12 protein-coding genes are annotated in these 12,008 nt (G+C 69.6%); 5 read left to right on the top strand and 7 right to left on the bottom strand.

Features of this window, described 5'->3' with window-relative positions; genetic code table 11:
• Positions 1 to 178 precede the first annotated feature (178 nt).
• Positions 179 to 1,144: a D-2-hydroxyacid dehydrogenase family protein gene (locus tag SMA5143A_RS18285; protein WP_107463984.1), complete on the top strand. Its 966-nt coding sequence runs from the start codon at positions 179 to 181 to the stop codon at positions 1,142 to 1,144.
• Here SMA5143A_RS18285 and SMA5143A_RS18280 read toward each other — a convergent pair.
• The gene (locus tag SMA5143A_RS18280) at positions 1,078 to 1,794 is read right to left on the bottom strand and encodes a DUF2087 domain-containing protein (RefSeq protein WP_107463983.1); all 717 of its coding nucleotides are present in this window, start codon (positions 1,792 to 1,794) and stop codon (positions 1,078 to 1,080) included. The genes SMA5143A_RS18285 and SMA5143A_RS18280 overlap by 67 nt on opposite strands.
• Positions 1,795 to 2,006: 212 nt before the next feature.
• Between SMA5143A_RS18280 and SMA5143A_RS18275 the strand changes: the two genes are divergently transcribed.
• Positions 2,007 to 2,327 (top strand): chaplin, encoded by a 321-nt coding sequence (locus SMA5143A_RS18275; protein WP_107463982.1) that lies wholly within the window; start codon positions 2,007 to 2,009, stop codon positions 2,325 to 2,327.
• Between the two features lie 483 nt (positions 2,328 to 2,810).
• Here the strand turns inward: SMA5143A_RS18275 and SMA5143A_RS18270 are convergent, their stop codons facing one another.
• The 6 genes from SMA5143A_RS18270 to SMA5143A_RS18245 all read right to left on the bottom strand — a co-directional run bounded on the left by SMA5143A_RS18270 (position 2,811) and on the right by SMA5143A_RS18245 (position 7,927).
• Positions 2,811 to 4,376, bottom strand: coding sequence for a hypothetical protein (locus SMA5143A_RS18270; protein WP_107463981.1), 1,566 nt, complete (start codon positions 4,374 to 4,376; stop codon positions 2,811 to 2,813).
• A gap of 406 nt (positions 4,377 to 4,782) precedes the next feature.
• Positions 4,783 to 5,022 carry a hypothetical protein gene (locus SMA5143A_RS18265; RefSeq protein WP_107463980.1) on the bottom strand — a complete coding sequence of 80 codons (240 nt, stop codon included), beginning with the start codon at positions 5,020 to 5,022 and terminating at the stop codon, positions 4,783 to 4,785.
• Positions 5,023 to 5,210: 188 nt separating this feature from the next.
• Entirely contained in the window at positions 5,211 to 5,843 is a 633-nt protein-coding gene (locus SMA5143A_RS18260) for a vitamin K epoxide reductase family protein (RefSeq protein ID WP_107463979.1), read from the bottom strand.
• Between the two features lie 268 nt (positions 5,844 to 6,111).
• The gene (locus SMA5143A_RS18255) at positions 6,112 to 6,399 is read right to left on the bottom strand and encodes a hypothetical protein (protein ID WP_107463978.1); all 288 of its coding nucleotides are present in this window, start codon (positions 6,397 to 6,399) and stop codon (positions 6,112 to 6,114) included.
• 337 nt (positions 6,400 to 6,736) lie between these two features.
• The gene (locus SMA5143A_RS18250; RefSeq protein WP_107463977.1) at positions 6,737 to 7,519 is read right to left on the bottom strand and encodes a hypothetical protein; all 783 of its coding nucleotides are present in this window, start codon (positions 7,517 to 7,519) and stop codon (positions 6,737 to 6,739) included.
• A gap of 165 nt (positions 7,520 to 7,684) precedes the next feature.
• Positions 7,685 to 7,927, bottom strand: coding sequence for a chaplin (locus tag SMA5143A_RS18245; protein WP_107463976.1), 243 nt, complete (start codon positions 7,925 to 7,927; stop codon positions 7,685 to 7,687).
• Positions 7,928 to 8,186: 259 nt separating this feature from the next.
• Here SMA5143A_RS18245 and SMA5143A_RS18240 point away from each other — a divergent pair, with 259 nt between their 5' ends.
• Genes SMA5143A_RS18240 through SMA5143A_RS18230 form a run of 3 tightly spaced genes read left to right on the top strand, consistent with a single transcriptional unit; the run spans position 8,187 to position 12,006 of the window.
• The gene (locus SMA5143A_RS18240) at positions 8,187 to 9,290 is read left to right on the top strand and encodes a DUF3344 domain-containing protein (protein ID WP_107463975.1); all 1,104 of its coding nucleotides are present in this window, start codon (positions 8,187 to 8,189) and stop codon (positions 9,288 to 9,290) included.
• A 41-nt stretch (positions 9,291 to 9,331) separates the two neighbouring features.
• A complete protein-coding gene (locus tag SMA5143A_RS18235; protein ID WP_107463974.1) occupies positions 9,332 to 10,570 on the top strand; it encodes a glycosyltransferase family 4 protein in 1,239 nt (412 codons plus the stop codon).
• Positions 10,567 to 12,006: a sugar transferase gene (locus SMA5143A_RS18230; protein WP_107463973.1), complete on the top strand. Its 1,440-nt coding sequence runs from the start codon at positions 10,567 to 10,569 to the stop codon at positions 12,004 to 12,006. The genes SMA5143A_RS18235 and SMA5143A_RS18230 overlap by 4 nt, the downstream gene beginning before the upstream one ends.
• Positions 12,007 to 12,008: the final 2 nt, after the last annotated feature.

Genomic DNA, 12,008 nt, shown 5'->3' with positions numbered 1-12,008 from the left:
GCCATCGGGAACCTGACGCGCTTCCTCCAAGAGCTCCCTCGCCATGCGCAGCTGAACTGACTCGATGTGTACGGCCACGGCCACCGGCGCGTGCGGCGGATCCAGGCCCTGATCGCGGAGATCGACGCTCGGTAGAGTCGGGGCGGGTCAGGCAATCGATCTCCCGGAGGCACCCGACATGCGACCGCGACTCCGCTGCGCCGTGCTCGACGACTTCCAGACCGTCGCGACCGAGATCGCCGACTGGTCCCCCGTCGCCGAGGACGTCGACGTCGTCAGCTTCGCGGAGCACTTCGCCGACGAGGACTCACTCGCCAAGGCCCTGGCCGACTTCGACATCGTCGTCACCCTGCGCGAACGCGTCCCCTTCCCCGCCTCGCTCCTCGCCCGCCTCCCCCGGCTGAAGCTGCTGATCGCCTCCGGCATGCGCAACTCGGTCATCGACTACACGGCCGCCGAGGCGCACGGCGTGACCGTCTGCGGTACGTCCAGCTCCTCCACCCCGCCCGTCGAGCTGACCTGGGCACTGCTGCTGGGCCTCGCCCGCGGCCTGGTCACCGAGTACAACTCCCTGCGCTCGGGCGGCCCTTGGCAGAGCACCGTCGGCGTCGATCTGCACGGCGCCCGGCTCGGCCTGCTCGGCCTCGGCAAGATCGGCAGCCGGGTGGCCCGGATCGGCCTCGCCTTCGACATGCGGGTGACGGCCTGGAGTCAGAACCTCACCAAGGAGCGCGCGGACGAGGTGGGCGTGGAACTGTCCGCGTCCAAGGAGGAGTTGCTCTCGGACAGCGACTTCGTCTCCGTCCACCTCGCCCTGAGCGACCGCACCCGGGGCCTGCTGGGCGCCCCCGAACTCGCCCTGCTCAAGCCGACCGCCTACCTGATCAACACGTCCCGCGCCGCCCTCGTCGACCAGGACGCACTGCTCGCCGCCCTGCACGAGGGCCGTATCGCCGGAGCAGGCGTCGACGTCTTCGACATCGAGCCGCTCCCCGCCGACCACCCGATGCGCACGGCCCCCCGCCTCCTCGCCACACCGCACCTCGGCTATGTCTCCCGCGACAACTACGCGACCTACTACGGCCAGGCGGTCGAGGACATCCGGGCGTACCTGGCGGGTTCCCCCGTACGACTGCTGGGTTGACGACCGGGAGCGGTGGGTCGAGGGCTGTCGAAGGTCCCGGCACCGGGCGGCCGGGAACCGGTGCCCACCACGGCGTACCGACCGCGCGCTACGCCGCGTTCGCGCTCTCGGGCACCCAGTAGTACCCGAACTCTCCGAAGGTGGCCCAGATCCACCAGGTACCGCCTCAGCGTCACATGGTCCACCGGCGCGTCCTCGCACCAGGCGCGCAGCTTCTCGTTGACCTCGCGCTCCGGGTACTCGACGCCCGGCTCGAAGGTGCGCTCCGCGATGTGCCGGATCACGACGAGCTTGCGCTGCCATTGGGCGGGCAGGCGCACCAGACGCCCGTCACGCAGGAAGGTCCGCAGTACGGACTCGGTGCGGTCGTCACCGGAACGGGTGTCCGGCGCGCCGTCCCCGCCCCGCGCGACGAACCGCTCCTCCCTCGCGCGCTCCCTGAACGCCCCGTAGGCGACGCTCAGCCCGGTGGAACCCTCCGAGATCACACCCGAGGCCTGGAGCCGCCGCAGCGCCGCAGCGGTGTCCTTCGGGGCCAGCCCCGCCGCCTCGCCGACCTTGGCAGGGGTGTCCGCGCCGAGAACCACGGCGGCGAACGCACGGGCCCTGCCCTCGTCGGTGAACAGGCGGATCAACGGGTCGGTAGTCATGCGCGGAAGGCTAGCCACCGTGGTCCTGGAGGCGCACCCGATTTCACCGCGGGCGTCGGCCCCTCCATGCGTAGGACAGCCGCGCAGCGGAATCCGCGTGCAAAGCGGGTGATTCCAGGATGAACGCCGTGACCCAACGTCCGTAACCGCGTTGAGGAAACGTCCGGTCGCGTTCGGGTGGCTGGGCCTCATCGATTCAAAGGGAGAACGTGATGTCTCGCATGGTGAAGGTGACCACCGTCGCTCTGGGTACTTCCGTCCTGGTCCTCAGCGGGGCCGGGCTGGCCTCGGCCGACGCGGACGCCCGCGGTGCGGCCATCGGCTCGCCCGGCGTCCTGTCGGGCAATGTCGTCCAGGTGCCCATTCACGTGCCGATCAACCTCTGCGGCAACACCGTGAACATCGTCGGCCTGCTGAACCCCGCCTTCGGTAACACCTGCATCAACGAAGACCACGACAAGAAGCACGACAAGAAGGACGAGAAGAAGGACGACGGCAAGGGCAAGAAGAAGAGCTACGGCCACGGCCACTGACACGTCAGAGCCGCAACGGCCAACGGCTGAGCCCCCGGTGGTGTCCGACCGCCGGGGGCTCAGCCGTACCCGTACGACCGACGCCGCGACCGTCGCCCGGGCCCCGTCCCGCACCGGCCAGGATTGCGCGGAAGGCTCGGGGAGCCGGTCCCCGGGCCTTCCCGAACCCATCGAAGGCGACAACGGCGGTAAGGGTTCCTCCGGGGTGCGACTTCATCTCGGCGCGGTCCCTTCCAAGGGTCGGCGGTCGGGTTCGAAAGCCCGATGTCCGTACCGGACAACGAGGTCCGGCCCGGTTTCCGTCGCTCTCGACGCGGGATACCCCCAACCGACCCATTAGTCGTTCGTACCTCATTCCCGTTCATCGCATCGCGACGACGATCGCTCCTCGGACTCCACTCGGCGCTGAACCCCGCTCGTATCACGCGCGGGGTTCAGCGGTGGGTGTCCGTCAGGGACGGAGCAGCGTCCCGGGCGAGTGGCTCAGTCAGTGAGCAGAACTCGTTCGGGTGCGCTGTCGGTGTCGCCGTCGGTGTCGGTGTCGGCCGTCGCACTGCCGGGGTTCCGCAGGAAGGCGTGGCCGTGGCCGGCGGTGGTGGGGCCCGAGGACCGCTCGACGCGCCCGGAGCCGATCCACCGGTCCGTCGACAGTCCCGTCGTGGGGCGCGCCAGGTTCCACAGCAGGTAGGCCGCGGCGAGCACGGCGGTGGCGATGAGTCCCCAGAGCAGCAGGGAGAGCGTGCCGTGCCAGCGGTGTCGGCGGTCCTGCGGCCGGTTCGCGTTCCTGCCGTAGCGCTTGCGTAGCGTTCGGACGACCAGACTGCCCAGTTGCCACAGGATGAGCAGGATGCCGAGCAGCGGCAGCAGCAGGAAGAGGATCTGCACGTAGGCGGCCACGGTACCCAGCACGGGTGCGTCGCCCTCGCCTGCGTTGGTGACGAGCGTGGTGGCGGTGGTCCATGCCGTGGTCGCCATCTGGGGCAGATGGAACAGGATGACGCCGAGTTGCAGGGCGAGGACGGGCAGGACGACCAGCACCCAGACGGTGACGACGACCTGAGGCCACCGCTTGAGGGCCGCGAGCCGCTCTTCCGGCGGACGCCGCAGGACGGTACGCCGCAGGATGGGCCCGATGTACTTGAACAGGTCCGGGATACCGACCAGGTCGGAGACGATGTAGTAGCCGTCGAAACGGAGGGTCGGCAGCAACTGCTGGAACATTTCCAGGTTGACCAGCAGGATCGCCGCGAGCAGTACCGGGGACGGACGGTACAGATACAGCGTGATCATGCCCAGCACGAACAGGCTGTTGAAGTACACGCCGCCCAGGTCGGTGCGTAGTCGTCCGACGCGGTCAAGTCGATAGGAGCTGGTGACGTCGGTGTAGAAGGCCGGCCACACCAGATACACGCCGCACCCCATGGCCCCTGGGCGCACCTTGCCGTAACGGCAGGCCGCGGCATGTCCGACCTCGTGGAATGCGGCAGAGGCGAGTGTCAGTCCCAGCATGGCGAGAATGCCGCCGGGGTCGGCCATGACCCGGGTCATGGCGAGGCCCGTGTTCGCGGTGGAGAACAGCCAGATCTCCATGGCCAGAAACGTCGAGACGGCCATGAGTACGAGGAAGGGCTGGAACAGCCAGGCGAACATTCCCGCGATGACCCACGTGGCGCCTTCGGAGACCACTGCGGCGCGGTAGCGGAGACCGAGGAACGGGTGTGCCGCCTTGGCGAAGTCGGCCACGGTTCCGTCGCTTCGTGTGGTGATCCCCAGCGGCGCCAGCTTGTTGTCGAGCACGTAGGCCACGTGTTCTGCGGTGAACTCACGGCCTGTGGTCCGGGTGAGTTCCTGCGCCACACAGGCGAGGAGGTGTGCGGTGGACCCGGATTCCGCCGCGCTGTCCTGGTGCCGCTCCACACTCTTGGCGGTCTCGTAGAGCAGGGCGGGCAGATTGATGACCTGCCCGTCGAAGCGGTGCACCAGGTGCGGAGGGTGACGGTATCCGGAACCGGCGAACTCGCCCACCAGTTCCGTTCCCTCGGTGAGCATGGGCACTGCCCCGGCTGGGGCAGGCGGCTCTTTCTCGACCGGTGTGGGTGCTTGCGTACTGATGGCGATCTCCCAAGGGGACACTTTCCCGTCGGGGGTTTCGCGGAGGCCGGTGTGCGTCCCGCACTGCCCGCGACGGGCATTCTCGCGCCGCCGACGAACGGAGTCCCGGTACCGCAAGAAGGCAAGAGCACCGGTACTTCCGTCACGGTGAACGCGGCGGGCTGCAGGGATGTACAGCTTGTGGAGGGGCGGCGGCAGGATCAAAGGACCACGCCGAGAAGCGGTGCCACGGCGCCGTTGGTGTCGGCACCGGGCACCGCATCATGCCCCGGAAGCGGACCTTTGCACTAGATTCAGTGCAAAGTCAACGGCCGGGGGCCAGAGGCCCCCGGGCCGTTGCCGATCAGAACGCGACGGTCGAACCGTGCGAGCAGGTCACGCTGGAGGTCGCCGGGTGACCGCCGATGCCCAGGTTGAGCAGGCCACCGGGGTTGCCGGGCGTCGACTGCGAGACGCACACGTTGTTCGCGATGGCACCGTCGTTGCCGCCGCCGTGGAACGGAACGACGGTGGACAGGACCGCGCGCTCCGGAAGCATCTCGCCGGCCAGGGCGTCCAGCTCTGCAAAGCTAATCTTCGACACGGAATTTCTTCCTCTCGATTTCTCACATGGAACACACTGCTTTTGCAGTGGCCCGCGAACAGAAATTAGACACCCGGACCGGCGGCCACGCTAATCGACACCAGGCCTGTTCACTCGGATGGCCAGAAGTTACGACAAACGAGGGAAGCCGACCTGTAGTCGCCCCATTTCAGAGGCCGGAAACCACTTCAGCTGGTCCAGAAATCCCACCACCGAGTCAGCACCAGCATGCCGATGACTCCCGTGTGTACGACCACGAGGACCCAGGTGAACTCCCTGAGCAATTCCCGCAACGCGCCTGGCGCCGGCAGGAATCGGTGCCGCACGTTGAAGGACGTCACGTACCAGAACATGACGATCGTGGCGGCCCAGGCCAGACAGCACCACAGGCACAGGGCGTTGATCCGGTACAGGGACTGGAACTGCAGCCAGGTACAGAAGCCGACACCGAAGAACATCCCGGCGTTCAGGGTGAGCCAGTACCAGCGTGGAAACTCCGCCCCGGCCCACAGACTCACGCCGACGCAGATGACGACGCCGTACGTCACCAGGCCCAGCATCGGGTTGGGAAACCCGAAGGCCGAAGCCTGGTCGCTCTCCATGACGTTGCCGCAGGAGACGACGGGATTCAGGCTGCACCCAGGTGTGAAGGTGGGGTCCTCCAGCAGCTTGAACTTGTCGATCGTGATGATCCAGGAGGCCAGCAGCCCGGCCGCGCCCGTGATCACCAGCAGCAGGGCGAGCCCACGGTGGGCGCCTTTCCTCCACTGGGAGCGCTCATGGGTACCGGCCGCCCCGCCGGCCCGCGCCGCCGACGCCATCAGGAGCGCCGGTCACGGGTCGGGAGGACATCGACCAATGCGGCAAGGCCAACGGTGCGAAAAGGGCGCATTACGGCGCTCATCGAGTTCACGGCGGCAGCTTAATCGGCGCGTTCGGGTACAACTCGCGGACAGCATTGAGGGCCGACTCAACCCCATGACGTGAGTCGGCCCTGAAAGCCCGCGCGGGCGATTCGTCCGGGCGGGATCATTTCCCCGTGCTCGGATGCAAGGAGAGCGGGTCACGCCACCGCTTCCCGTGAGCCGATCAGCGCTGGAGGGGCAGACCGCCCAGCAGCTTGGTGGGGCCGCCCTTCGCATTGAGGGCGTTCGTCGTGTCCTTCACCGCGTTGAGTACGGAGCCCTTGTTCTCCGTGTCGAGCGCGTTCGACTGGTTCCGCATCGGGACGACGTCGATCGAGCTCTTGCTGATGCTGTTCATGGCGCCGGCGAGACTGGCGGGCGTGAGGTCCGTGCTCTGGGCGTGTGCGGGAACGGCCGCGCCGGCGATGGCGAGGGAACCGGCGACGACAGCAGCGGCCTTCAGCGGATTCATTGTAGGCATGTCCTTTCGGCGACTCATGTGATCGGGGGCAATTCACGACAGGCGAGGAATGACCGAGCATCCGCCTGCCCTCTGCCCAACGAGCCCCGGTCGCCGCAGAAACCGCGTGAGCGTGGGGGATTGCACAACTCACCCGAACGAATGGTGCGTCACATTCTCCTATGAGATCGGTGCCGGTGAATCGATGAGCGCGTGAAAAGCCGTCGGGCCGACCGTGAAGGGGTCCTGCTCGATCGGAGCCGGAAGCCCGGGAAGGTCGACCCGACGGCGGCGCCTGCTTCGCCTCAGGCGCCGCTCCTCGCGGGAGAGGGATGACTCTCCACGGTCGTCAGGAGGGTCGTGGGGCACCGGCCGACGGCTGCAGCGGGGCCAGACCGGGCAGGCTCGCCTTCGGTAGGCCGCCGCCGACCAGACCGGCGGTCACCACGTTGACCGTCCCGGTCAGCACGCCTCGGACCGCGGGCGTCACCTGGGCACGATCACCAGAGGTAGCGGCTCTGAGCAGGGCGTTCACCTTCTCCTGAAGGTCGGCCACCGCGGCGCGCTCGAGGTCGATCGGGTTCCGGTCGTGCGCGACGCTTCCGCCGGGCAGGGACAGCGCGGGCGAGGTCCAGAGCCGCGGCACCGTCGTTCCCCCCGGCCCGGTCACCGGGGCCGGGACGATGGGCTTCGCGGGCTTCGCGGGCTTGGCGGGCTTGGCGGGCCTGACGGGCTTGGTCGAGTTGCCGGGTTTCGTGGGCTTGACGGGTTCGGAGGCACCAGGCGCGGTCGGCTTGGCGGGCGGGGCCGGCGGAGCCCCGGGAGCGAGTTCGGCAAGGGCCTTCTTGACGTCGCCGCCCAGCCGGGCCGCCTGCGTGGCGGACAGCTGACCGTCGTCCTGCCGGAGGACGGAAGTGAGCAGCGCGGTGACCGGCTTCAGCGCGCGGGTGAGGTCGTCCAGCGACTCGACTTGCGTCATCAGCGCATCCGCGGCGGGGACGGGGGCCGTCACCCGGGTGCGGTCATGACTCGAGTCGCGGTCGCTCGCCGAGGCGGCGGGAGCGGTGATGCCCAGCACCAGTGCGGCGCAGAGGGACGACGACGCGAGGCGCCGAACGGATGGAGCACGCATGGGTGTTTCCCTTCGATCGGTGAGGCAGCTTCTGCTCTCACCGTTCAATCGCCCATCACCATGCGCAACTAATACATAGCCGAAAGTAGTCAGTCACCCCTCGGTACGGCCACGCGAACCGGCCGCCCTCCCACTCGGGGAGGACGGCCGGGAGCCGGGGCTGCGTCAGCGGTTGATGCAGGTGTTGCCGAACGCCGGGTTCAGTACACCGACGAGGATGTTGACGCTGTTGCCGCAGATGTTGATCGGGATGTGGATCGGGACCTCGATGGCGTTGCCCGACAGCACACCCGGGGAGTGGGCGGCGACACCCTTCGCGCCGCTGTCGGCAGCGGCGATGCCGGCGGTTCCCACCACGGCGGTGGCGGCAACGGAGGTCAGGGCCAGGCCCTTCGCGATACGCGACATGGGGAAGTGCTCCTTGGTAGTGACGCGGTACATCCGGGCGGTGCGCCCGACGTCCGATCAACGCGTGGCCCGCACCGGAGTTGTGCCGCCGAAAGGGTGATCCGTTAAGTCCAAGGTTTTGTTATTTCGACACGCATGTCTGGTTTCACCGGTACGTGTGGTTTGACCGATACGGTGACGGTTCTCCGCGGCTGATGCCGCTGTGCACCGGTCGGGGCGCACCTCGGCCGCCAAGCATCCCGAAAGGGCACCGCCGGTCATGCGCCATAACCCGGGTCTTCTGCTGCGCCGCGTCATCGTGTGCTGCTGCGCCCTCGCTCCGCTCCTGACACCCGGCGCCCCCGCGACGGCCACGTCCACCGCGCCGTCGACCGAGGCGGCGAGCCTGCCGTTTCAGCAGCGCTACCACGTGGTGCGGCACGGTGGCATCGTCCGCGCCGCCAACTCGTCCATCACCTGCCGTACGGCCCCCTTGAGCGCGGACGCTTCCTCGTGCCTGGCCGCACGCGAGGGCAGAGCGGCGGCGAACGGCGACTTCGACATGTTCTACATCGATGTCGACAGCGACCCCAACACCTACAACTCCAGCCGCGGCGAGGTCCGTCTGCCCAGGGGGGCGCGGGTGACGTACGCCCGTCTGTACTGGGGCGGCAACCTGCGTGTGGGGGAACAGAAGCCGCCGAGGAGCAACAAGCGGGTCCTGATCGCGGAGCCCGGCGGCGCGTACAAGGAAGTGCTCGCGGACACGGTGGTGGGGCACCGCGTGGCGCGGGGCGCGGACGCGTACCAGGCTTCCGCGGATGTCACGAAGCTGGTGCGTTCCAGCGGTCCCGGCCTCTACACCGTGGCGCAGGTCAATGTGGCCATGGGCCGCTCGGCGGCCGGCGCCTGGGGCGGTTGGACGCTGGTGGTGGCCTACGAGAACGAGTCGGAGCCACTGCGGCATCTGGAGGTGTGGGACGGTTTCACCACACTCGCGCCCGAGCAGGACCAGGTGGTCAGGCTGCCTCGCATGACGTTCCCGGCGGGCGCGGACGGGTGGGTCGGCCTGGTCGCCTACAACGGTGACCGCGGGACGGGCGGCGACGCGCTCGACCTTTCCGTCGATGACGGGCAGCCGATCCCGTTGGGTGACGCGGCCAACCCCCCGGACGACGTCCTCAACTCGACGATCAGCGAACCCGGCCCCCTCAGCCCCGACCGTTCTCCCGCCCATGCGAACACCCTCGGTTACGACTCCGACGTCCTCGATATGAGCGAGCAGGTCCGGCACGGCGGTGACCGGCTCGTGTTCCGGATGTCCTCGCAGCAGGACGCCGCCTGGGTGGGAGTGCTCTTCGTCGCCCTGGACGCCACACCATGACGGCCACCGACCCGGGCCGTGCTCATGCCCAAGGAACCCCCATGCATCCGTCCCCGCCGGGCCGTCCGTCGCGCATCCTGCACATCACCCAGCCCGTGGAAGGTGGGGTGGCCCGAGTCGTGACGGACCTGTCGCGGGTGCAACTCGCCGACGGGCTCCATGTCACCGTCGCCTGCCCCGGCGGTGGTCTCGCACCCGCCGTCCAGGCACTCGGCGCGCACGTACGGCACTGGCACGCCACACGTGCGCCCGGGCCCACCCTTCTCCACGAGGTACGACGTCTGCGTCGTGTGCTCGCCGACGTGAAACCGGACCTGGTCCACGCGCACAGCGCCAAGGCCGGACTGGCCGCCCGGCTCGCCGTACGCGGGCGGATCCCGACCGTGTTCCAGCCTCACGCCTGGTCGTTCGAGGCGGTCGGCGGGGTCGCGGCCGCACTCGCGATGAAGTGGGAGCGCTGGGGCGCTCGTTGGGCCGACCACGTGGTCTGTGTGAGCGAGGCCGAGCGGATCACCGGGGAGCAGGCGGGAGTGCGGGCCCGGTGGCGGGTGATCGCCAACGGGGTGGACCCGGAGCGGTTCCGCCCCGGGTCCATCGGCGCCGTACGCGCCGGGATCCCGCTGCTCGCCGGTCTCGGTGGCCACGACGCGCCGCTGGTCGTCTGTGTGGGGCGGCTGTGCCGGCAGAAGGGGCAGGACATCCTGCTGGCGGCGTGGAGCGCGGTGGTCCGGCAGGTGCCGGGGGCCCGGCTCGTGCTGGTCGGTGACGGGCCGGAGGCACACCGGCTGCGAGGGCTCGCGCCCGAAGGGGTGCTGTTCGCCGGCGCCACCGCCGATGCCGTGCCCTGGTACCAGGCCGCCGACCTCGTCGTCCTGCCGTCCCGCTGGGAGGGCATGGCGCTGGCGCCGCTGGAGGCCATGGCCTGCGGCAGGCCGGTCGTGGTCACGGATGTGGACGGCGCCCGCGAGAGCCTGCCCCCGGGCCAGGGGCCCGTGCCTCCCGAGGATCCGGCGGCGCTCGCCCGCACGATCGCCGGCTTGCTGCGCGACCCGGCACGGCGCGAGTCACTCGGCCGTCAGGGACGCCACCACGTCCTGACGGCCCACGACGTGCGGCACACGGCCGAAGCCGTGACGAACGTGTACCGCGAACTGCTGGCCGACAGCAGCGGGGAAGAGGGCGGAGGTGCCTGTCACGGCGCCCCCGCACCGGGCTCCGAGTCCGTCGGGCAGGCCCCGTACGGGAAATCCACCGAGTACAGGAAGTCAATCCTCACGTGACTGCGGAAAGCACCGTCCCCTCCCCTGGCGGAGAGCCACCGGAGTACGGGTTCTCGAGCGTCTCGGTCATCACTCCACGCGGAGCCGGCAGCGGCTTCGGTCTCCCGCCACGACGTCCCGCCATACGGCAACGTCTCTCCCGGCTCGCACTGGTCGCGGTGGACGCGGGCGCGGCACTCGTCTCCGCACGCCTGCTCGTCGACACGCGGACGCCGGGGCATCCCCTGCTGGTCGCCGGAGTGCTGCTGGCCGTGGTGTGCCTCAACACGCGGGCCCGGCTCTACCGACCGCCCGCCGTACCCGCCCTGCTCGACGAGTTGCCCGCCGTCTGCGCACGGGTCGTCGTCTGCTGGAGCGTACTGGCGGCGGCGGTGGCGGCCTCCTCCCCCGGCCACTCCCTCTCCCTCGGCGCCATGGCCCTCGGCTGTGCCCTTCAGTCCGCCCTGAGCTGCGCGGGCCGGAGCACGGTTCACTGGCAGCGGCGCCGGACGCTCGCCCGCAGGCCCGGTGCGGCCCTGGTCGTCGGGCCGACGGCGACCGCGCAGCGCGTGGCCGCCGCGTTCCTCCGACGCCCGGGGTGCGGTCTGCGGCCCGTGGGAGTGGTCGCGGACCAGGCGGCCGGGGGCGATGGCCTGCCGGTGCTCACCACGGACGAGGAGGTGCGACGGGCCGTCGTCCAGAACGGCGTGCAGACCGTCCTCGTCGTGGGGCCGCGCGGCGAACGCGAACCGCTGCTCCGGGCGCTCGCCGAGGCGGGTTGCGCGCTGTGGCAGGTGGACGCGGAGTCGCCGTCGTACGACCGGAGCAGTGAGCGTCTCGCCGGGTTCCCGTGCCGCCGTCTCAGCATGACGGAGCGCCATGAGGGCTTCGCGAAGCGGGCGCTGGACATGGTCGTCTCCGGGTCCTTGCTGCTCATGGTCAGCCCGCTGCTGTTGGCCACCGCCGTGGTGCTGCGGCTGAGCGAGGGGCCGGGGGTGGTGTTCCGACAGGAGCGGATCGGCAAGGGCGGGCGGCCTTTCACGCTGTTCAAGTTCCGTACGCACCGCCCCGCCGACGCGCGGGAGGCCGCGACCCGGTGGAGTGTGGCGGACGAGCAGGAGATGCGCTGGTTCTGCCGCTTCCTGCGGCGCACCTCGTTGGACGAGTTGCTCCAGCTGTGGAACGTGCTGCGCGGCGACATGAGCCTGGTCGGTCCTCGCCCCGAACGGCCCTACTTCGTCACCAAGTTCGGCCAGACCTACCCGGGCTACGCGGACCGCCACCGGATGCGGACCGGCATCACCGGTCTCGCCCAGATCCACGGGCTGCGCGGTGACACCTCGATCGAGGACCGCGCCCGCTTCGACAACGCGTACATCGACGACTGGTCGCTGTGGCAGGACGTCTGTGTCCTGCTGCGCACGGCGGCCGCGCTCGTCCGGCCCACGGGGAGCTGAAC

Source organism: Streptomyces sp. MA5143a (assembly GCF_900290235.1).
In the GTDB taxonomy this organism is placed as follows: Bacteria; Actinomycetota; Actinomycetes; order Streptomycetales; family Streptomycetaceae; genus Streptomyces.
The sequence above is the reverse complement of the archived record's forward strand: the minus strand, read 5'-3'. Positions and strand labels throughout refer to the sequence as shown.

Bases quoted from the DNA above. Each gene is read 5' to 3' on its own strand.
- SMA5143A_RS18235 (WP_107463974.1), top strand. From the start codon at position 9,332: ATGCATCCGTCCCCGCCGGGCCGTCCGTCGCGCATCCTGCACATCACC.
- SMA5143A_RS18260 (WP_107463979.1), bottom strand. From the start codon at position 5,843: ATGGCGTCGGCGGCGCGGGCCGGCGGGGCGGCCGGTACCCATGAGCGC.
- SMA5143A_RS18250 (WP_107463977.1), bottom strand. From the start codon at position 7,519: ATGCGTGCTCCATCCGTTCGGCGCCTCGCGTCGTCGTCCCTCTGCGCC.
- SMA5143A_RS18240 (WP_107463975.1), top strand. From the start codon at position 8,187: ATGCGCCATAACCCGGGTCTTCTGCTGCGCCGCGTCATCGTGTGCTGC.
- SMA5143A_RS18245 (WP_107463976.1), bottom strand. From the start codon at position 7,927: ATGTCGCGTATCGCGAAGGGCCTGGCCCTGACCTCCGTTGCCGCCACC.
- SMA5143A_RS18280 (WP_107463983.1), bottom strand. From the start codon at position 1,794: ATGACTACCGACCCGTTGATCCGCCTGTTCACCGACGAGGGCAGGGCC.
- SMA5143A_RS18270 (WP_107463981.1), bottom strand. From the start codon at position 4,376: ATGCTCACCGAGGGAACGGAACTGGTGGGCGAGTTCGCCGGTTCCGGA.
- SMA5143A_RS18285 (WP_107463984.1), top strand. From the start codon at position 179: ATGCGACCGCGACTCCGCTGCGCCGTGCTCGACGACTTCCAGACCGTC.
- SMA5143A_RS18275 (WP_107463982.1), top strand. From the start codon at position 2,007: ATGTCTCGCATGGTGAAGGTGACCACCGTCGCTCTGGGTACTTCCGTC.
- SMA5143A_RS18255 (WP_107463978.1), bottom strand. From the start codon at position 6,399: ATGAATCCGCTGAAGGCCGCTGCTGTCGTCGCCGGTTCCCTCGCCATC.